This is a genomic window from Pseudomonas sp. RV120224-01b (assembly GCF_003208145.1).
Taxonomy (GTDB): Bacteria; Pseudomonadota; Gammaproteobacteria; order Pseudomonadales; family Pseudomonadaceae; genus Aquipseudomonas; species Aquipseudomonas monteilii.
On the sequence record NZ_QKMQ01000015.1, the window covers coordinates 40,238 to 59,526 of the forward strand.

At 63.0% G+C, this 19,289-nt stretch carries 15 protein-coding genes; 11 read left to right on the top strand and 4 right to left on the bottom strand.

Features of this window, described 5'->3' with window-relative positions:
- The first annotated feature begins 152 nt into the window (after positions 1-152).
- A complete protein-coding gene (locus N436_RS20880) occupies positions 153-1,307 on the top strand; it encodes a cysteine desulfurase family protein (RefSeq protein WP_110741854.1) in 1,155 nt (384 codons plus the stop codon).
- Positions 1,308-1,367: 60 nt separating this feature from the next.
- Here the strand turns inward: N436_RS20880 and nfsB are convergent, their stop codons facing one another.
- Positions 1,368-2,021, bottom strand: coding sequence for an oxygen-insensitive NAD(P)H nitroreductase (nfsB, locus tag N436_RS20885; RefSeq protein WP_060497226.1), 654 nt, complete (start codon positions 2,019-2,021; stop codon positions 1,368-1,370).
- Between the two features lie 103 nt (positions 2,022-2,124).
- Here nfsB and N436_RS20890 point away from each other — a divergent pair, with 103 nt between their 5' ends.
- The 6 genes from N436_RS20890 (at position 2,125) to N436_RS20915 (ending at position 10,676) form a co-directional block, all read left to right on the top strand.
- A complete protein-coding gene (locus N436_RS20890) occupies positions 2,125-3,048 on the top strand; it encodes a LysR family transcriptional regulator (protein WP_110741855.1) in 924 nt (307 codons plus the stop codon).
- Between the two features lie 217 nt (positions 3,049-3,265).
- Positions 3,266-5,509 (top strand): TonB-dependent receptor, encoded by a 2,244-nt coding sequence (locus N436_RS20895; protein ID WP_110741856.1) that lies wholly within the window; start codon positions 3,266-3,268, stop codon positions 5,507-5,509.
- A gap of 144 nt (positions 5,510-5,653) precedes the next feature.
- Positions 5,654-8,101 carry a TonB-dependent siderophore receptor gene (locus N436_RS20900; protein ID WP_105948738.1) on the top strand — a complete coding sequence of 816 codons (2,448 nt, stop codon included), beginning with the start codon at positions 5,654-5,656 and terminating at the stop codon, positions 8,099-8,101.
- Between the two features lie 259 nt (positions 8,102-8,360).
- On the top strand, positions 8,361-9,113 hold the full coding sequence (locus N436_RS20905; RefSeq protein ID WP_110741857.1) for an ABC transporter permease: 753 nt from the start codon (positions 8,361-8,363) through the stop codon (positions 9,111-9,113).
- Positions 9,114-9,123: 10 nt separating this feature from the next.
- Positions 9,124-9,879, top strand: coding sequence for an ABC transporter permease (locus tag N436_RS20910; RefSeq protein WP_105948740.1), 756 nt, complete (start codon positions 9,124-9,126; stop codon positions 9,877-9,879).
- A gap of 11 nt (positions 9,880-9,890) precedes the next feature.
- The gene (locus tag N436_RS20915) at positions 9,891-10,676 is read left to right on the top strand and encodes an ABC transporter ATP-binding protein (RefSeq protein WP_110741858.1); all 786 of its coding nucleotides are present in this window, start codon (positions 9,891-9,893) and stop codon (positions 10,674-10,676) included.
- Between the two features lie 47 nt (positions 10,677-10,723).
- On the opposite strand, the gene N436_RS20920 is transcribed toward N436_RS20915, so the two are convergent.
- The 3 genes from N436_RS20920 to N436_RS20930 all read right to left on the bottom strand — a co-directional run bounded on the left by N436_RS20920 (position 10,724) and on the right by N436_RS20930 (position 14,753).
- Entirely contained in the window at positions 10,724-13,156 is a 2,433-nt protein-coding gene (locus tag N436_RS20920; protein ID WP_110741859.1) for a TonB-dependent receptor, read from the bottom strand.
- 99 nt (positions 13,157-13,255) lie between these two features.
- The gene (locus N436_RS20925) at positions 13,256-14,263 is read right to left on the bottom strand and encodes a FecR domain-containing protein (RefSeq protein WP_256590003.1); all 1,008 of its coding nucleotides are present in this window, start codon (positions 14,261-14,263) and stop codon (positions 13,256-13,258) included.
- The gene (locus N436_RS20930) at positions 14,244-14,753 is read right to left on the bottom strand and encodes a sigma-70 family RNA polymerase sigma factor (RefSeq protein ID WP_110741860.1); all 510 of its coding nucleotides are present in this window, start codon (positions 14,751-14,753) and stop codon (positions 14,244-14,246) included. The genes N436_RS20925 and N436_RS20930 overlap by 20 nt, the downstream gene beginning before the upstream one ends.
- A gap of 167 nt (positions 14,754-14,920) precedes the next feature.
- Between N436_RS20930 and N436_RS20935 the strand changes: the two genes are divergently transcribed.
- From N436_RS20935 to N436_RS20950, 4 genes are all read left to right on the top strand, one after another.
- Entirely contained in the window at positions 14,921-15,439 is a 519-nt protein-coding gene (locus N436_RS20935; RefSeq protein WP_105948744.1) for a sigma-70 family RNA polymerase sigma factor, read from the top strand.
- Positions 15,436-16,404 carry a FecR domain-containing protein gene (locus N436_RS20940; RefSeq protein WP_110741861.1) on the top strand — a complete coding sequence of 323 codons (969 nt, stop codon included), beginning with the start codon at positions 15,436-15,438 and terminating at the stop codon, positions 16,402-16,404. The genes N436_RS20935 and N436_RS20940 overlap by 4 nt, the downstream gene beginning before the upstream one ends.
- Positions 16,405-16,500: 96 nt before the next feature.
- Positions 16,501-18,915 (top strand): TonB-dependent receptor, encoded by a 2,415-nt coding sequence (locus N436_RS20945; protein WP_110741862.1) that lies wholly within the window; start codon positions 16,501-16,503, stop codon positions 18,913-18,915.
- Positions 18,916-18,968: 53 nt separating this feature from the next.
- The gene (locus N436_RS20950) at positions 18,969-19,256 is read left to right on the top strand and encodes a chorismate mutase (RefSeq protein WP_110741863.1); all 288 of its coding nucleotides are present in this window, start codon (positions 18,969-18,971) and stop codon (positions 19,254-19,256) included.
- The last annotated feature ends 33 nt before the right edge of the window (positions 19,257-19,289 follow it).

Sequence of the window (19,289 nt, forward strand, 5' to 3'; positions counted from 1 at the left end):
AGGAAAAAATCCTACAAAGCTACAAATAGATAGAAAATTTATGTGTCGGCACTCAAAGATCCACTGTGGGAAGTAAAAAATTTCTCTCGGATGGCGGATACGCTTACGCCATCAATCGCCGATTTCACGGCGACAGACATGGACCTGCCTCAATGCCTAGCGCCCCGCTCTACTTTGATTACGCCGCCACCACTCCAGTCGACGACCGGGTCATCGAAACCATGCTCGCCAGTCTTGGCAGCCAAGCCAACTTCGGCAACCCGGCGTCCAGTGGTCATGCCTTCGGCCAGGCTGCCCGACAAGCCGTTGAGCACGCCCGCCAGCAAGTGGCCGAGCGCGTCGGCGCACACGTCGAGCGCCTGGTCTGGACTTCGGGCGCGACCGAGTCCAACAACCTGGCGCTAAAAGGCATTGCTCAAGGCGCCGGCCAGCCTGGGCACCTGATCACCAGCCAACTGGAACACAAAGCCGTGCTCGACACCGTGGCCGAACTGGAGCGCCAAGGCTGGGCCGTTACCCGCCTGGCACCGGATGCCGCCGGCCTGATCCAGCCCGCCAGCGTACAGGCCGCACTGCGCCCCGATACCCGCCTGGTATCGTTGATGGCAGTCAACAATGAGCTGGGCACGGTCACCGACTTTGCCGCCATTGGTGAGCAGGTGCGTGCCCACGGTGCCTTGCTGCACGTGGACGCGGCGCAGGCCGTGGGCAAGCTGGCCATCAACCTGAACACGATGGCCGTGGACCTGATGTCGTTTTCGGCGCACAAGGTGTACGGGCCAAAAGGCATCGGCGCGCTGTACGTCGGGCCACGAGCACGTACGCTGATGCGTGCGCAGATGCACGGCGGCGGCCATGAACAGGGCCTGCGCTCCGGCACCCTGGCGACCCACCAGATCGCGGGCATGGGCAGCGCTTTTGCCTTGGCCGGCCAGCCCGGTGACAGTGAATACCAGCACCTGGAGCAACTGGCAAAGCGCCTGCGCGAAGGCCTGCTGGCTTTGCCCGGCGTCAGCCTGAACGGCTGCGCCAGCCAACGCATTCCCCATACCCTGAACCTGTGCATCGACAGCAAGGGCTTCAACAGTGCGGCGCTGGCCAGCGAGTTGGCGTTATCGACCACCTCGGCCTGCAACTCGGCCAGCCATGCAGCCTCACATGTGCTGCTGGCGCTGGGGCTGGACGAGCACCAGGCACGCAACAGTGTGCGCTTGAGCATCGGGCGCTTCAGCACCGAGGCCGAAGTGGACAAAGCGATCGACGTGTTTGCCCGGGTACTGACAGCGGCATCTGCAGCGTTGTGGTAAGCCTCACCCTGGCGCGGCCTGCCGCACGGCGTCACCGGGGCACCCAGCGCCCCGGTAACCTCACAGGAAAGTGAACACCTGCGACGCTGGCAAGCGCGACTTGTTCAGCCCGGCGTTAAAGTCCGTTTCAGCACGATAGCCCAGGCTGAGGATCACAACGCTGGTGAAGCCACGCTCACGCAGCCCCAGCTCGGCATCCAGGACCTTGCTGTCGAAGCCCTCGATGGGCGTGGCGTCCAGGCCATGTGCCGCAGCCCCCAGCAATGCAGTACCCAATGCCAGATAGGTCTGTTTCTCCATCCAGTGCTGAACATCCTTCTGGTCATGACGGTGCAGGTCGACGTAGTGACGGCGGCTCTGGTTCTGCGCGGCTCGCGCCTGCTCATCGCGGAAACGGCCATCCGCAGCTTCCTGCTCGAGCACGGCATTGAGGTGCGCCTCGGGCATTTCGGTACGGGTGCAGAACACAATCACGTGCGACGCATCGAGCAGTTTCGGCGTGTTGTAAGCAAAGCGCTCCGTGGTGCTCTTGGCCAGGCGGGCCTTGCCTTCGGCCGTGTCGGCGACGATGAAGTGCCAGGGTTGGGAGTTGACCGAGGACGGGCTGTGGCGCAGTTGCTCGAGCAGGGCGTCGACAGTGGCCTGGGGAATGCGGCGCGAGGCATCGTAGGCTTTGGTGGTGTAGCGGCGCTTGGCCAGCGAGACGGTATCCATGCAACAACTCCGGAATGTACTGGGGATTTGCCGGGCATCTTATCTTTCCTGCCGCAAAGAAAAACCGGCACAATGCAGCAACACTTTCACACCTGGAGTGAAGATGCTGCGCATCACTGACCTCGAACTGTTCGTGCGCAGCAGCGTACTGGGCAGCTTCACGGCCGCCGCCCATGAAGCCGGTCTGCTGCCGGGGCAAGTGGCTGCTGCGATCAAACGCCTCGAACGCGACCTCGATGTGCGCCTGTTTGCCCGTACCACCCGTAGCCTGCGCCTTACCGCCGAAGGCGAGCGCTACCTGCCGACCGCCCTGAATGTGCTGGATAGCCTTCGCCAAGGGCGCGAAGACCTGCATGGCAACCCTGGCACCCTGCGTGGCACCCTGCAGGTGTCGGCGCCTTCCGACCTGGGCCGCAACATGCTGTTGCCCTGGCTGAGCGCCTTTCGCCGGGAGCACCCGGCCCTGCACCTGCGCTTCTTTCTGTCCGACCAGATTGCCGACCTGAACCGTGACCCGGTGGATGTGGCCATCCGCTATGGCCTCAACCAGGACGCCAACTACATCGCCCTGCCCTTGGCCAGCTGGAACCGCCGGGTGCTGGTGGCATCGCCCGATTACCTGGCCCGCCACGGCCACCCGGTCACGCCCGAAGCCCTGCAAGAGCATGCCTGCCTGCTGTACATGCAGCACAACCGGGTCTACGACAAGTGGCGGGTGGGCAACCGCATCGTGCAGGTCAGCGGGCCGCTGGTCAGCGACGATGCCGACGTCATCCGCCGTCTGGCCCTGCAAGGTGAAGGCATCGTCTACAAATCATGGCTGGACGTAAGCGCCAATATTGCAGCCGGCGAACTGCAGATCATCCTGCCCGAATACCTGGGTGAATGCGTGCCTGTAACCCTGGTTTGCCCACACCGCAAACAACTCACGCCTGCGGTGTCGCAACTGCACCTGTGCCTGCGCGACCACTTCGAGGCCCTGCGCGCTCGCGCACTGAACAACGGTTGCACTATCGTCCCGGACTGAGTGCCAGCAGGCAGCGAGCGGGGCGCAAAAACGCTTGCAACAGGTTGCACGCCACCACTGCTGCCCCAGCAGCACCCGCCCAGCACCCGACTGCTGCCCAACCTGCAACACCGCCGAAGAAACCCATAAAAAACCATATATATCAACAACTTAACAAAATGGCACAGTCCCTGCTCTAGCCCTCCCCAACAACGCTTTACATACGGGGAGATTCACCATGCATCAGCTCAACCCACTGGCCCGCCAGATCAGCCTTGCGCTGCTGCTGGCCGGCACCGGCAGCCAGGCCATCGCTGCCAACGAAGACAACAAGAACGAACCCGCCCTTGAAACCGTAACGGTCACCGCCCAGCACCGAGAGCAGACCTTGCAGGAAGTACCGGTTGCCGTGTCGGCCATCAAGGGCACCAGCATCACTGCTGATGGCGTGCGCTCGATGGGCGACATCACCACCTTCGTGCCCAACGCCTCGGCCAAGAACCCCGACGGCGACGGCCGCCCTCGTTGGTATATCCGCGGCCTGGGCACCGGCGATACCGGCGCGGCAACCGTATTCCCGGTGGGCATCTACGCGGACGATGTCTACCTCAACGCGCCCATCGCCGGTGGCGGGCCGCTGTTCGACCTGGAACGCATCGAAATCCTGCGCGGGCCGCAAGGCACCCTGTATGGCAAGAACACCACGGCCGGCGCAGTGAACGTGATCTCGAAGAAGCCCACCTTCGACACCGACGGCTATGGCACTGTCGGCTTCGGCAGCAAGAACGAGCGTATTGTCACCGGTGCCATCGGCGGTGCGCTGGTCGATGAAAAACTGGCAGGGCGAGTAGCGCTGTATTCCGAAGAGCGTGACGGTTTCCAAAACAACGACTTCGACGGCAACACCTACGGTGATGTGAACAAGAAAGCCATCCGTCTGCAGTTCCTGGCCCAGCTCAACCCCGACCTGGACGCCCTGCTCAAACTGCACAGCCGCCAGTTCAAAGGCGATGGCAGCAACGGCTCGCTGCCGGTTGGCCGCTACTACAACGTCGGCTACGAACGCCCGCACGGCCGCGATATCTCGCTGAACGTCAACGAAGACTATCGCCTGGACCACGATGGCGCCTCGCTGACCTTCAACTGGTACCTCGGCGATTACACCCTGACCTCGATCAGCGCCTACGACTACATCCGCAACCGCTCCACCAGCGATGCCGACTACACCCCCTACGAGGTCAACGGCGCGGCCATCACCGACAACAGCTACCGCCAGTGGTCGCAGGAGCTGCGCCTGGCCTCGCCGGAAGACCGCCCGCTACACTGGCTGGTGGGTGCGCACTACTTCCATGAAGACCTGGACAGCTCGGCGCAACGCATCGTCACCCCCGGGCCGACGCCCAACGGCACCGGCTCGAACCAGGTGGGCACCACCGCGTTCCGCGATTTGGGTTACGACCACCGCACCGACAGCTACGCGCTGTTTGGCAAACTGACCTACGACTTTACCGATGACTTCAGCGTCACCGGTGGCCTGCGCTGGACCCAGGAGAAAAAGGACATCGACCTGGACCTGGTGCAACTGACCCGCGCCACCGCCAACGGCCCGCTGATCCCGCTGGGCGGTGTGGGCACCAACGGTAACCGCCAGGAAGACAAGACCTGGGAAGCCTGGACCTACGACCTGACCCCCGAGTACCGCATCAATGACAATCTGCGGGTGTTCTTCCGCTACGCCCACGGCTTCCGCTCAGGTGGTTTCAACACCGGGCTTTCGACCAGCCTGGCACAGCTGACCACGGTCGACCCGGAAGAGCTGGACGCCTACGAGCTGGGGCTGAAGTCGGAGTGGTTCGATCGCCGCCTGACCGTCAACGCCAACCTCTTCTACTACGACTACTCCGACATCCAGGTGAACCTGCTGACGGTGAACAACGGCGTGCTCACCACCGCACTGACCAACGGCGCCAAGGGCAAGGTCAAAGGCGCTGAACTGGAAATCGAAGGCCAGCCGACCGAGCGCCTGCACCTGCGCGCGGCGGTGTCGTTCCTCGACACCGAATACACGGACTTCAAGAACACCAACCCTACCACCGGCGCGGTGACCGGCGACTACAGCGGCAACAGCTTCGTGCGCTCCCCGCGCAACGTGGTGTCGCTGGGCGCCGACTACACCATCCCGCTGGAAGTGGGCGGCAAGCTGGTGGCCGGTGGCGACGTGAGCTTCCGGGACAAGGAGTACTTCCTGGCCGACCGCCAGAGCAGTGCCGACGCCACCCTGAGCCAGCCCCATTACACCCTGGCCAACGCCCGCCTGAGCTGGTTCAGCCACGACGACAAGCTGAGCGTGACCGGCTTCGTCAACAACCTCACCGACCGCCGCTACCAGGTGCATGGCCGGCCCAACGGCACTGCCGGGCAGTACGTGATCACCTACGGCGACCCGCGCACCGTCGGGCTCAGCGTTACCAGCCGATTCTGATTGACAACCACTGGGGCCGCTGCGCGGCCCATCGCGACGCAAGGCCGCTCCCACAAGGAGACCGCGTTCCCTGTGGGAGCGGCCTTGCGTCGCGATGGGCTGCGCAGCAGCCCCAAGGCATCACGCCGTCTAGAAGGATTACCCATGCCCCACCACACCCCCTTGGCCAGCGCCATCGCCTTGGCCATCGCCGGCCTCGCCGTGCCCGCCTTCGCCGCCGAACCCAACGACCGCCTCGACACCGTGGTCGTGGTCGGCACCCACCGCAGCGACGTGACCGCCCTGCAAAGCGCCGCCCCGGTCGATGTACTGAGCGGCGAAAAACTCCAGGAAACCGGCGCCAGCGACCTGTCCGCCGCCCTCACCGCGCTGTCGCCCTCGTTCAGCTTCCCGCAATCACCACAAGGTGCTTTCGCGGGTTCCATCGCCCAAGGTGCCTCGCTGCGCGGCCTTGCTTCGGACCAGGTGTTGGTGCTGGTCAACGGCAAACGCCGCCACACCAGCGCAAACGTTACCCGCCAGGGCTTGGTCAACGCCCGTGGCGCGGCAGCGGTGGACCTCAGCCTGATCCCGCTGTCGGCCATCGAGCGCGTGGAAATCCTGCGTGACGGCGCCGCCGCCCAATACGGCTCGGATGCCATTGCCGGGGTGATCAACATCGTGCTCAAGGAGCGCGACGAAGGTGGCAACGCCGGCTACCGCTTCGGCGGTTACAAGAAAGGCGACGGCCTGCAACGCAAACTCAGTGGCTGGAAGGGTTTCGCCCTGCCCAACGACGGCTTCCTGACCCTGGCCTTCGACGCCGGCAGCCAGGACCCGGCCAGCGACACCCGCGACGACAACCGCCTCTTCTACCCCGGCTCTACCAGCATCGACACCGCGCGCGAGCAAAACAACCGCTACCGCAACTGGCGCTGGGGCTCGGGCAATGTCTCGGACCAGTACAACTTCACCGCCAACGCCGAAATGGGCTTGAGCGACGGCCTTAGCGCCTACGGTTTTGCCACCTACGCGCACAAGAACACCGACGCCGAGAACTTCTTCGACCCGCCCACCACCCTGCGCAGCAACTACGGCAGCGTGGCCCTGGCGCGCTACCCCGACGGCCGCCTGCCGGTCACCCGCTATGGCCTGGAAGACTTTGCGGTCACCGGCGGCCTGCGCCTTGAAGACGAAACCTTGGGCAACTTCGACCTGGCCTTGAACTACGGCGACAACCGGGTCGACTCCACCGACCGTAACGCCATCAACCCCAGCTGGGGTACGGCGAGCCCCTCGACGATCTACACCGGCCGCCGCGAAGCCGACCAGACCAACCTGACCCTGGACTGGACCCGCGACTTTGCCAACGACTGGCTGTTCAAGCCACTTACAGTGTCTGCCGGGCTGGCCTGGCGCCAGGAAAACTACGACCTGACCGAGGGCGACGCTGCCGGCTGGTCCAACGGCCCGCTGTTCAACACCGTTGACCCGGCCTCTGGCCGACGCATCCCCGGCTATTACTCGGGCATCACCCAGGTCGATGCCGTGTCGCTGGACCGTCGCGTGATCGGCGCCTATGTCGATGTCGAAGCCCAACTGACAGAAAAATTCCAGGCCGGTGTGGCGGTGCGCAGCGAGCATTATTCGGACTTTGGTGACACCACCAACGGCAAGCTGTCGCTGCGCTACGACTTCACCCCGCAGATTGCCGCGCGCGCCAGCGCCAGCACCGGCTACCGCGCGCCTTCGCTGGTGCAGAGCGGGCTGTCGTCGTTCAGTGTGCAAGTGGTAGAGCAGCCGCCAGGCAGTGGCAACTGGGTCGAGGTGCAGCAGCGCACCCTGCGCGCCGACAGCCCGGAAGCCGCCTTGCTGGGCGGCAAGGCGCTGAAGCCGGAGGAGTCGACCAACTTCTCCGTGGGCCTGGTCTGGCGGCCGTTGCCCAATGCCTCGGTCACCCTCGACGCTTACCGCATCGACATCGACAACCGCATCACCCTGTCCGATCAGTTGCCGGCCTCGGTGGTGGGCCCGATCTTCGCCGGCACCCCCTACGCCAACATCCAGAGTGCGGCGTTCTATACCAACATCGCCGACACCCGCACCGACGGTTTCGAGTTGGCGGGCCATTATCAGTTGGACGTGGGCCGCTGGGGGCGGGTGGACTTCAACGGCGGCTATGCGCGCAACAACACCCGCATCACCGGGCTGGATGATGTGGGCAACATCCCCGGCAACCAGATCATCGGCCGCAATACCCAAGGGCTGATCGAGGATGGCACGCCCAAGGACAAGCTCACGCTCAGCGCCAACTGGCTGTATGACAACTGGAGCGTCACCGTGGCTCAGCGCCGTTATGGCGAGTGGAAAAACCGCAACGCCGCAAACCCCACGCTGGACCAGACCTTCAGCCCGCAGTGGGTAACCGACCTGGATGTGTCGTATCGGTTCGACCTGGGCCTGACCTTGTCGGCGGGCGCGATCAACCTGTTCGACAGCCACCCGGACAAGCTCAAGGGCGCGCAGTTGTATGGCGTGCCCAAATACTCCATCACCAGCCCGGAGGGGGCGCAGGGAGCGTTCTACTACACCAGCGTGAGTTACGACTTCTAGGCTGAAACCGCGTTGGCTTCTTCGCGGGCTTGCCCGCTCCCACAGGATTGTGCCGGCCTTCAAACCTGCGCCGCACCTGTGGGAGCGGGCAAGCCCGCGAAGAAGCCAACATCGATGCTGCTGACGGACTGCTGCTACAGCAGCACCCTGCTGCGTCTCCAGCACCACCCTCTCCCCTCAGCCCCGCATTCCGGGGCCTGCGCCGCCTGGCACAGCTCTTGCGATACCCCCAACACCTTCTGTTTCCCCAAGGCCAGCCATGCGCGTGCTCTCACCCCTTTTCTGGTTCATCTCCCCCCTGGCCCTGCTCACGCTCTGGGCCGTGGTGGCCAATGCCGGACTGTTTCCGGCCAACCTGCTGGTCCCGCCGCAAGAGGTCTGGCTGAGCCTCAACGACCTGCTGGCCACAGGTGAACTTCAGGCGCACCTGGCCGGCAGCCTGTCGCGCCTGGCCCTGGGCTTCACCGGCGGCGCACTGGCCGGCCTCGGCTTCGGTGCGGCGCTGGCCCTGTCGAAAACGGTGGAGGCCTACTGCGCCCCGCTGTTCCACACCCTGCGTCAGGTGCCGAGCATCGCCCTGATCCCGATGTTCGTGCTGACGTTTGGTGTCGACGAAACCTTCAAGGTTGTGATCGTTGCCAAGACCGCTTTCTTCCCGGTGGCACTGGCCACCTGTGAAGGCATCCGCGCCATCCCGCGCAGCCATTTCGAAGTGGCGGCGGTGTACCGCCTGCGCTGGCCGACGCTGGTGGGGCGAATTGCCCTGCCCGCAGCAGTACCGGCCATTGTCACCGGCATTCGCGTGGCCCTGACCCGCGCCTGGGTGGTGCTGGTGGCCTGCGAGCTGCTGGCGGCGGACAGCGGCCTGGGGCAGATGATCGAGATGGGCCGGCAGATGCTGCGTATCGATGTGGTGATGGTCGGCGTGGTGCTGACCGGACTGATCGGTTTTACCCTGGATTTCACCCTGCGCCGTGTGGAGCGGCGCTTGTCAGCCTGGCAAAGCCGCTGAGGAGGCTGTGATGAAACTGCACAAATTGCGCGGTCTGGTGTTGCCACTGTTGCTGCTCGGCGCCTGGGAGTACGCCTCGCGCCAGGGCGCCGCCGGCGCCTATGCCTTCGTGCCGCTGGCGCAGGTGGGCACGGCCCTGGCCGAATTGCTGGGCAGCGGTGAATTGCTGGTCAACCTGTGGGCCAGCTTGCTGCGCACCTGCAGCGGCCTGGCCATCGGTATTGTCGGCGGTGTTGGCCTGGGCGCGCTGATGGCCCTGTCCGCACCGGCCAACCGCCTGATCGCCCCGCTGTTCCACGCCCTGCGCCAGGTACCGATGCTGGGCTGGATTCCGTTGATTGCCTTATGGCTGGGGAACGGCGAAGGCGCCAAGCTGCTGATTGTCAGCCTGGCGGCGTTGTACCCGATGGTGCTGAACACGTTCGAGAGCCTGCGCCAGGTCGCCGGCCAACACCGCGAAGCGGCGCAGGTGCTGATGCTCAGCCGTTGGCAGCAACTTCGGCTGATCCTGCTACCCGCCGCCCTGCCAGGCATCGCCGCCGGGGTGTTGCAGGCCCTGGCGTTCGCCTGGGTAACCTCGGTGGGCAGCGAGCTGTTCCTGTCTGCCGGGGCCGGCCTTGGCAGCTTGATGATGACCGCCGAAGCCGGGGCGCGCATGGAGATCATCGTGGTCTGCGTGCTGTGCATCGGCCTGTGTGGCTACCTGATGTCCTGGCTGAGCACCCTCCTCACCCGCCGCCTGCTGCGCTGGCGTACCACCTCTTGAAAGGCCCGACCATGAACGCCATCGCCCATGCTTTACCCACCAGCGCCATCACCGGCGCGCTGACCCTTCGCGGCCTGAACAAGGCGTATCCGCTCAAGGGCAAGGCTGTGCCGGTGCTGCAAGGCATCGACCTGGACATCCGCCCCGGCGAGTTTGTCAGCATTCTCGGCGCCAGCGGCTGCGGCAAATCCACCCTGCTACGATTGATCGTTGGCTTGGACCAGGCTTACCAAGGGCAGATCCTGCTGGATGGGCAACCCGTGCGCGGGCCAGGCCTGGAACGCGGCATCGTGTTCCAGGACCACCGCCTGTTCCCGTGGATGACCCTGCAGCAGAACATCGCCCTGGCGTTGAAAAACCATGCTCTGCCGACGACCGAGAAGAATCGATTGGTGGCCGAGCACATCGAACGGGTGGGCCTGAGTGGTTACGAGCAGGCCTATCCGCACCAGCTTTCCGGTGGCATGGCCCAGCGCGCGGCGATTGCCCGGGCGCTGGTGAACAAGCCCAAAGTGCTGTTGCTGGACGAGCCACTCGGCGCACTGGATGCACTGACCCGGGTGCGGCTGCAACAGGAGTTGCAGCGCATCTGGGTGCAGGAACGTTGCACGGTAATCATGGTGACCCACGATATCGAAGAAGCGCTGTACCTCGGTGACCGGGTGATCGTGATGGACGCACACCCGGGACGGATTCGTGAGGACCTGCGTATAGACCTGCCCCATCCACGCCAGCGGGATAGCCAGGTACTGCAGGGGTACAAGCAGCGCTTGCTAGAGGAACTTGTGGGGCATTGACGGGTTGTGAACTGCAAGACAGTCGGGGCGCATTGCGCCCTCTTGCATCAGAAGTCGTAGCGCAGATTCAGGCTGGCATTACGTGGGTCCCCATAGTGCCCGACACTTCCGCCAATCCCCGAGTAGTACTTCTCGTCGAACAGGTTGTTCAGGTTCAGCGTGGCCGCCAGGTTATCGGTGACTTGATAACGTGCCATCAGGCTGGCCACTGCGTAGTCACTTTGGGTGACCTTTGCCTGGAGTGTGGATGATGAATAGGAGAGCGAAATGCCTGAGTTCCACGATACACCGCCCCCCACGGTCAGCCTGTCCCAGTCACCGGTGAAGCGATACGTGTTCCAGAGTCGGAACGCGTCCATCGGCAGTTGCGTCAGCAGCCGCTCGCCTGCGGGGTCTTCAGTGCGGGAATGGCTGTAGCTGGCCTGAGCATTCCAACCGGGCAGAATTTCGCCACTCACTTCCAGATCGAACCCTTTGGTCTCACCCTTTGACGCTTTGAACGCAGCTTGTTCAACTCGCCCAACCACAACGCCGTCGTCGACTGCCAGGTTTTGCCGTTGCACCAGATACACGGCAGCATTGGCGTTCAGGCGGCCGTTGAAGAACTCCCCCTTCCAACCCATTTCGTAGTTGCTGCCAATTACCGGGTCAAGCACCTTGCCGCTGCGGTCTACCGCCGTTTGGGGTTTGAAGATATCGGTGTAGCTGGCGTAAAGCGTCTGCGCAGGGGTGATGTCGTACGTCACGCCCATGTACGGCGTGACTTCACCACGTTTCTTCATGGTATACGCCTGCTCCCAACTGCCAGGGCTGGTGTAGTAATAGTCGTAGTAGTAGTCCGACACGCGGGCGCCAACGATCAGATGGACGTCATCGACCACACTGAAGCGAAACGCGGCGTAGCTGCCCTGCTGATGGCTTTCGACATCGAAGATTTCACCGAGCACACCTCGCTCGACCGGGCGATCCACGTAGTTTTGCCAGTTATTGAAGTCGACCGTCGCTGGCGTGATGTCGTAGCCGGTGTGGTGGTTGGTGTAGTCCTGATAATTGTAGCCAGTGATCAACTGGTGGGTTCTGCCCAGCAGCGTGAACGGGCCTTGCAAGGTCAGGTCCAGGCCTTTCTGGGTTTGCGGTGCGTTGGCACGGTAACGGGTGACATTGACAGCGCCGGTGGCCTGGTTGAGATAGGCGCGGTTCGATGATGTCAGTACAGAGCCGTTGTAATTGTCCCGTTCAGAATCCATGTAATTGGCAGCGAGTTTGAGCTGCCATTCGTTGGCGAAAACATGTTCAAGGTTGACGAAATAATTGGTGGTTTCGAATTGGTCATACATCCAGCGAGCACCGCTGGAGGTCGAACGCGAAAAGTGCGTTTGCTGCCCGTTGGTATACAGCAGCGGCACACCCGGCGAGCCCCGGGTCTTGAACTTTTGATAGTCGACACCAAAACGCAGTACCGTTGCATCGTCGAGGTCGGCCTCCAGTACGCCATACAAGATATCCTTGTCTTCGCTGTACCAGTCTCGGAAGCTGTTGTTTTTCTGCTTCGCGGCTACGAACCTGCCACGTAGCCCCCCTTCCTCGGTCAAAGGCCCCGAGACATCTGCCTCGCTGCGGTAGTAATCCCAGGAACCGAAACCCTGCTGGACGTGCGCCTGGAATTCGCGTGTCGGTCGCTTGCGAATGACGTTGACCACGCCGCTTGGGTCGCCTGCGCCTGTCATCAACCCTGTGGCGCCACGCACGACTTCGATGTGGTCATACACTGCGGTATCCAGCAGCGTGCTGGGCATGTTGCGTGTCTGGTTTTCCTGAGTGGTGGTAACACCATCGATCTGGTAGGTGTTAATCGCCGAACCACGGGAATAGATGTTGTATCGCTGCCCCCCATCCTGAGACATGGTCACGCCCGGGGTCTGGTTCAGCACGCTGGTCATGTTGTTCAGTTGCTGGTCATCCATCCGTTGGCGCGTGATCACACTGATGGACTGTGGCGTTTCACGGATCGACAGGTTCATCTTGGTCGCCGTACTGGTCACCCCCGTGGTGTACGACCCGGTGCCCTCGGTGGTCTCACCCAGCAGCCGCGAGTTGATCGACGTGGCCCCCAGTTCCAGCGCCCCACTTGCTTCGGCGGCTTGCGTCAGCAAGTAGTTGCCGCTGTCGGTCCTGAACACGCTCAGCCCGGTGCCGGCCAGCAATTGGGCAAAGCCTTGCTCCACGCTGAAACTGCCCTTCACCCCCGGGCTGGCCTTGCCGGCCGTGAGGCTGGCATCGATCGACAGCGGGATACCCGCCTGGCGGCCAAACTGGCTGAGCGCCTGGTCGAGCGGGGCTGCCTCGATATCGAAACGGATGATGCTGCTGGCCGCAGGCTGCGCCAGCGCGGCATGGGTAACAGCCAGGCTGCCCAGGGTCAGGCCGGTGGCGAATGCCAGGTGGATGGCACGGGCCAGCGGGGTAATGCGAGGGGTCATGTGGAGCGTCCGAATGGGTCAAAAGGGCCGCGTTATTGGCGGGGTATGCCCTGAAGCCAATCGAGAACGAAAAAACTGCGCACATCGCCAAAGTATTTTTCAGGCCTCGGCCTTGGGCACCAGCGTCACCCAGTAGCGCGTGCGCCGCTGGATGCTCACCGGCAGGCTGCTTTCCAACAGTGCGAGGATGCGCTCGTTGTCATCCAACGGGTAGGACCCGGTAACCCGCAGCCCGCCCACACGCGGGTCGCAACGCAGAATGCCCGGGCGGTAGCGGCCGAGTTGGCCGACCAGTTCATCCAGCCGTGTAGCCTGCGCGATCACGAAACCCTCTACCCAGGCATCGTCCTGCACGGCCTGCGGCGTGATGAAAATGCCAGCATCCTCGAGCCGCGCACGCTGCCCGCTTTCGACAACCTGCTGCCCCCGCCCACCTCGTAACGTGGCCGCCACACGCCCACTGCTCACCGATAGCAACGTGCCTATACAGCCCTCACCACAGCGCACGGTGAAGCGGGTACCCAGTGGTTGCATCAGCGCATCCTGAGTGTGCACCTGCAGCGGCCGGCCGAGCGGGTCGTGGCCGGTGCGCACGTTGATTTCGCCGTAGCGCAGCAGGATGCGCCGGGTGCTGGCGTTGAAGTCGATGTCCACCGCCGTGGCGGTGTTCAGCCACAGCTCGGTACCGTCGGCCAGCACCTGGCGACGGCGCTCACCGGTCGCGGTGCTGAGGTCTGCCAGGCTGCCCTGCAGCCATTGGCTTTCCCTGGCTTGCCAGCCGATGGCACCCAACACGCTGGCGCCCATCAGCATTTTCAAGAGCTGGCGGCGGTCGCCGTTGACGTAGCGGGCCTGTTGCAGCGCCGATCTGGCCACCGGGTCGCGCAGTGCGCCTGCGTTGTTGCGGATCAGCGCCGGCAAACCCGCCATGCGCTGCCAGGCGCGTTCGTGCTCGCTGTCGGCCTGGCGCCAGCGTTCAAGCTCACGGACTTCTTCGGCGCTCATATCGCCAGACTGGGTCAACGAGAACCAGGCAATGGCCTGCTGGCGTACAGTGGGGGAAACAGGCTCGGAAGGCGGCATGGCGTCACTCGAACTGGCTTGCATAGCAGCGATCGAATGCCTTGAGCATGGCCCGCTGCACCTGGTCGACACTCAGCGCCAGCTGCGCGGCGATCTGCTTGTAGGTAAGACCGTCGAGCTGCGACAGCAGGAAGATCTCGCGCACCCGTGGCGACAGCCCGTGCAGCAGCTCATCGAGCTGTGTGAGGGTTTCAATCAGCAAGTGGCGCTCTTCGGCGGATATCTCGTATTGCTCCGGTTGCGCCGCCAAGGCCTCGGCATAGGCGCGCTCCACCGCCAGGCGCCGCCAGCGGTTGATCAGCAGGCTGTTGGCGATGGTGGCCAGGTACGCCAAGGGGCGCTGCAGGTCGTTGACCGGGCGCCGCGCGCGCATGATACGCACGAAGGTGTCCTGAGCCAGGTCGTCGGCATCCGCAGCCTCCCCCAGACGCTTCAGCAGCCAGCGCTTCAACCAGCTGTGGTGCTGCGTGTAGAGGTGTTCGACATCCAGGTCGAAGGAGCTTGGGGGTCCCATTGGCGAGTGGCCTGCGTCTGCATGCTGGAAAGGCATACATGATAATCACTCGCAATTAAACGATGCAAGGTGAGCGGCTGCCCAGGCTCGCCCCTTGTTCCCATGGCTGAGCATCACCATAATGATAAGAATTCTTATTTGAACCCGACTGTATGAAAAAGCCCTGCATGGACGCACACGCCCAGGTCGATGGCCTTTACCGCGACCACCACCGCTGGTTGCGCAACTGGCTGCAACCGCGGCTCACCTGCCAGCACCTGGCCACCGACATGGTCCAGGACGTGTTCGTGCGTATCCTCACGGCAGACAACGCGGCCGAGCGCCTGCAAGCCGTGCGCGAGCCCAAGGGCTACCTGGCCACCATTGCCCGCCGCCTGATGATCGACCACTTCCGCCGCGCGCGCCTGGAGCGGGCGTGGTTGCAAACCCTGGCCGAGCAACCCGAGGCGCTGGACATTTCCGAAGAGGACCGCGCCGTGCTGCTGGAAACACTGTGCGAACTCGACACCATGCTGGCGGGCCTGGGGCTTGAAGTGCGCCGGGCGTTTCTGCTGTCGCAACTGGAGGGCATGCCGTACAAGGCCATTGCCGAGCAGTTGGGCATATCGCTGTCCACGGTCAACCGCCATATGGCCAAAGCGCTGCACCATTGCCTGCTGTTCAACCTTGAGGCCGGCCTGCAATGAGCGTGACCGACCCGCGCCAGCGTGCGGCACTGGAACAGGCGGTGCAGTGGTATACCTTGCTGCAGAGCGGCGCGGCCAGCCCGCAAGACCACCTCGGCTGGCAGCACTGGCTGCAACAAGGCGCCGCCAACCTGTGGGCCTGGCAGCAAATCGAGCGCCTGCAACAACGCCTGCAGAGCGTGCCCGCTGCCGTGGCCGGGCGCACGCTGGACCTCGCCGGCCAGGCCAGGCACAACACCCGGCGCAGTGTGCTCAAGGGCGTGGCGTTGATGTTGGGCGGGAGCAGCCTGGGCTGGCTGGGCGTTGACCAACTCGAAAACGGCGTCTGGCTTGCCGACCATCACACGGCGGTGGGCCAGCGATTGCCCGTGGCCCTGGCCGACGGTGGGCAGTTGATGCTCAACACCGACAGCGCAGCCGATGTAAGCTACGACGCCCAACAGCGCCTGGTGAACCTGCGCCACGGTGAGGTGATGGTCACTACCGCCAGCGACCCTGCCGGGCGGCCTTTCTTCGTACAGACCGTCCATGGTCGGGTGCAGGCCCTGGGCACACGCTTTTCAGTGCGCCTGCTGAAGCGGCAGACTCAGGTCTGTGTGTTCGAGCACCAGGTGCGCATTGCACCGGACCATGGCCAACCGCTGTTGCTGCAACCTGGGCAGCGCTGCCGTTTCTCTGCGGCATTTGCCGACTCGGCGCAGTCACTGGACGCCTCGCAGGATGCCTGGACTCAGGGCCTGCTGGTGGCCAATGAACAACCGCTGGCTGAGCTGGTCGCCGAACTGGGCCGCTACCGGCGTGGCTGGCTGCGCTGCGACCCGGCGGTGGCAGGGCTGCGCGTTAGCGGCACTTTCCCGGTGGATGACACCGACAAGGCCCTGCGTGCAATCACTAGCGTGTTGCCGATAGACATCGTGCACCGCACCCGTTACTGGGTGACCGTCAGTGCCCGACACACGGGATGAACACTTTTTTGCCTGCCGATGAGATTTCTTCTCTTTCTCGTTCGACTCAGGGGTAACGGGTGCATGACCCGCTTGCCAACATAAGAGAAGCCTTCCATGAAAACGCATCATCCGCTCCGCCCGCTGGCGGCCGGTATCCGCAATGCCCTGCTGGTTTCAGCCCTGCTCGCCGCTACCCCTGCCCTGGCCGACACCACGCCCCGTGAGTACCACATCGGCCAGGGCGACCTTGGCCAGGCGCTGACGCGTTTCGCCACCCAGGCCGGTATCGTGCTGTCGTTCGACCCCACCGCCACGCAAGGGCGCAAAACGCCGGGGCTGGAGGGTGTGTACGGTGTCGATGATGGCTTGCAGGTGCTGTTGTCGGGCAGTGGCCTGCGGGTGATGCGGAACAGTGACGACCGCTGGTTCATCATCCCTGCAGGTGAAGATACCGGGGCCATGGAGCTGTCCGCCACGCATGTGAACAGTGTCGGTTTGGGGGCAACCACCGAGGGGACCGGCTCGTACACCACGGGGGTGACCAGCACCGCGACCAAGATGAACCTGTCGATTCGCGAAACGCCGCAGAGTATCAGTGTCATTACCCGCCAACGCATGGATGATCAGCACTTGGCCAGCATCACCGATGTACTGAAGGAGACACCCGGCATCACCATGTCCCAGGACGGTGGTGAGCGTTTCAATATCTATTCCCGTGGCAGTGCCATCAACAGCTACCAGTTTGACGGTGTCAACACCAGCCAGCAGAACGAAACCCGCAACATGCCCAGCACCTTGCTGGACACCGCGCTGTACGACCACATCGAAGTCGTGCGCGGTGCGACGGGGCTGATGACCGGTGCGGGCGAGCCTGGTGGCGTGATCAACCTCATCCGCAAGAAGCCTACCCGCGAGTTCAAAGCCTATGTCAAAGGCAGTGTCGGCTCTTGGGACAACTACCGCAGCGAAGCAGACGTATCCGGCCCATTGACCGAAACCGGCAATGTGCGTGGACGCATGGTGGTAGCCAAGCAGGACAACCAGACCTTCATGGATTGGTACGACCAGAAGCGGGAGATCGTCTATGGGGTAGCCGAGGCCGACCTGACCGACACCACATTGGTGCGTCTTGGTGTCGACTACCAGAAATACCGGTCAACCGGTGCGCCTGGTGTACCGCTGATCTACAGCAATGGCCAGCAGACCCACTTCTCCCGCTCAACCAGCTCCGGTGCGCGGTGGATGTATGATGATTTCGAGACACTGAACTACACCGCGACCCTGGAGCAGCAACTGGCCGATGACTGGAAGCTGCGGGTGGTGAGCAATTACATGGATGTGGATCGCGATGCCGACCTGGGCTGGTTCCGCAGCACCACAGGTAACAGCTTCCTCAACCAGCAGACCGGGGTTGCCAGCGCCGAACGGGCAATGATATCTGCCAACCAGGTGCAGAAAGGTGTGGATGTAAACCTGCAGGGTAGCTATGAGCTGTTCGGTCGCTCCCACGACCTTGTGGTTGGCTACAACTATTCGGATTACAAGAACCACCATGACTCGCTGAGTGGTGGCAACACCGATTTCAACTTCTACACTTGGGACAACTACCTGGCCCGTGACGGTTATCGACCTTCGGTACTGCTGGATATCAAGACGCGACAAAGCGGGTATTTCGTCGCCAACCGCTTCAACCTGAGTGACGAGCTGCACTGGTTGCTGGGTGCACGGGTTTCGAACTACAGCTACGACTACAACTTCACCTCGCGGATCACAGGGCTCAATACGCCACGCAAGATGCGTGAAACAGGTGAAGTTACGCCCTATACCGGCCTGGTCTATGACCTGACACCTGAACAATCGATCTATGCCAGCTACACCGATATCTTCCAGCCCCAGTCATCACAAGACAAAAACGGCCAGGTACTCGCCCCGGTGATTGGCAAAAACTACGAAATGGGCTGGAAAGGCGAGTTCTACGAGGGTCGCCTGAATGCCAGCGCGGCACTGTTCGTGGTCGAGCGGGACAACTTTGCTGAACTGGACCCTGGGCAAATCACGCCGTCGCGTACATCCGCCTACCGAGCGGTGGACGGTGCCAAAACCAAAGGCTTCGACCTAGAAATCAGTGGCGAAGTCGCTCCGGGGTGGAACGTGCAGGCCGGGTACAGCCATGCTCGTACCGAAGACGCTGACGGCAAACGCCTGAACACCCAACTGCCGATGGACACCTTGCGCCTGTGGACGACCTACCGGCTTACAGGTCACTGGGACAAGCTGACCCTTGGCGGCGGTGTTAACTGGGACTCCAGCAAGTCCCTGACGTTTGCTGACCTGGACAATGCCAAGGCCAAGGATGAAGACTATGCCGTTGCAAGCCTCATGGCCCGTTACCAGGTGACTGATCACTTTGCGGCAACGCTGAACGTGAACAACCTGTTCGATGAGAAATACTACGCAGGCATGGCCGGCAGCTACGGGCATTACGGTGCACCGCGCAATGCGATGCTGGATTTGCGCTACGACTTCTGAAACGGGACATGTGCCGTAGTACTGTCCCGCAACCCCCTCAAGGAGCTTCACACATGGACGTACGCTGCACATCGATCGAAGACGTTCGCGCTCGCATCGATCACATCGATCAGAACCTGCTCGCCCAGCGCGGCCAGCTGGTAGCCCAGGCGGCCACTTTCAAAAAGACCACCGATGACGTTCGCGCACCCGCACGGGTCGAGCAAGTGATTGCCAAGGTGCGAGGGATTGCCGAAGAAACGGGGGCTTCGCCAGAGGTGGTGGAGCGGGTTTATCGGGCGATGATTGCAGCGTTCATCGATGAAGAGTTGAGCGTGCATGCCGGTTTGGCCGGTAAATAAACCGGGGCTGCTCGGCAGCCCCGGTATTTGAAG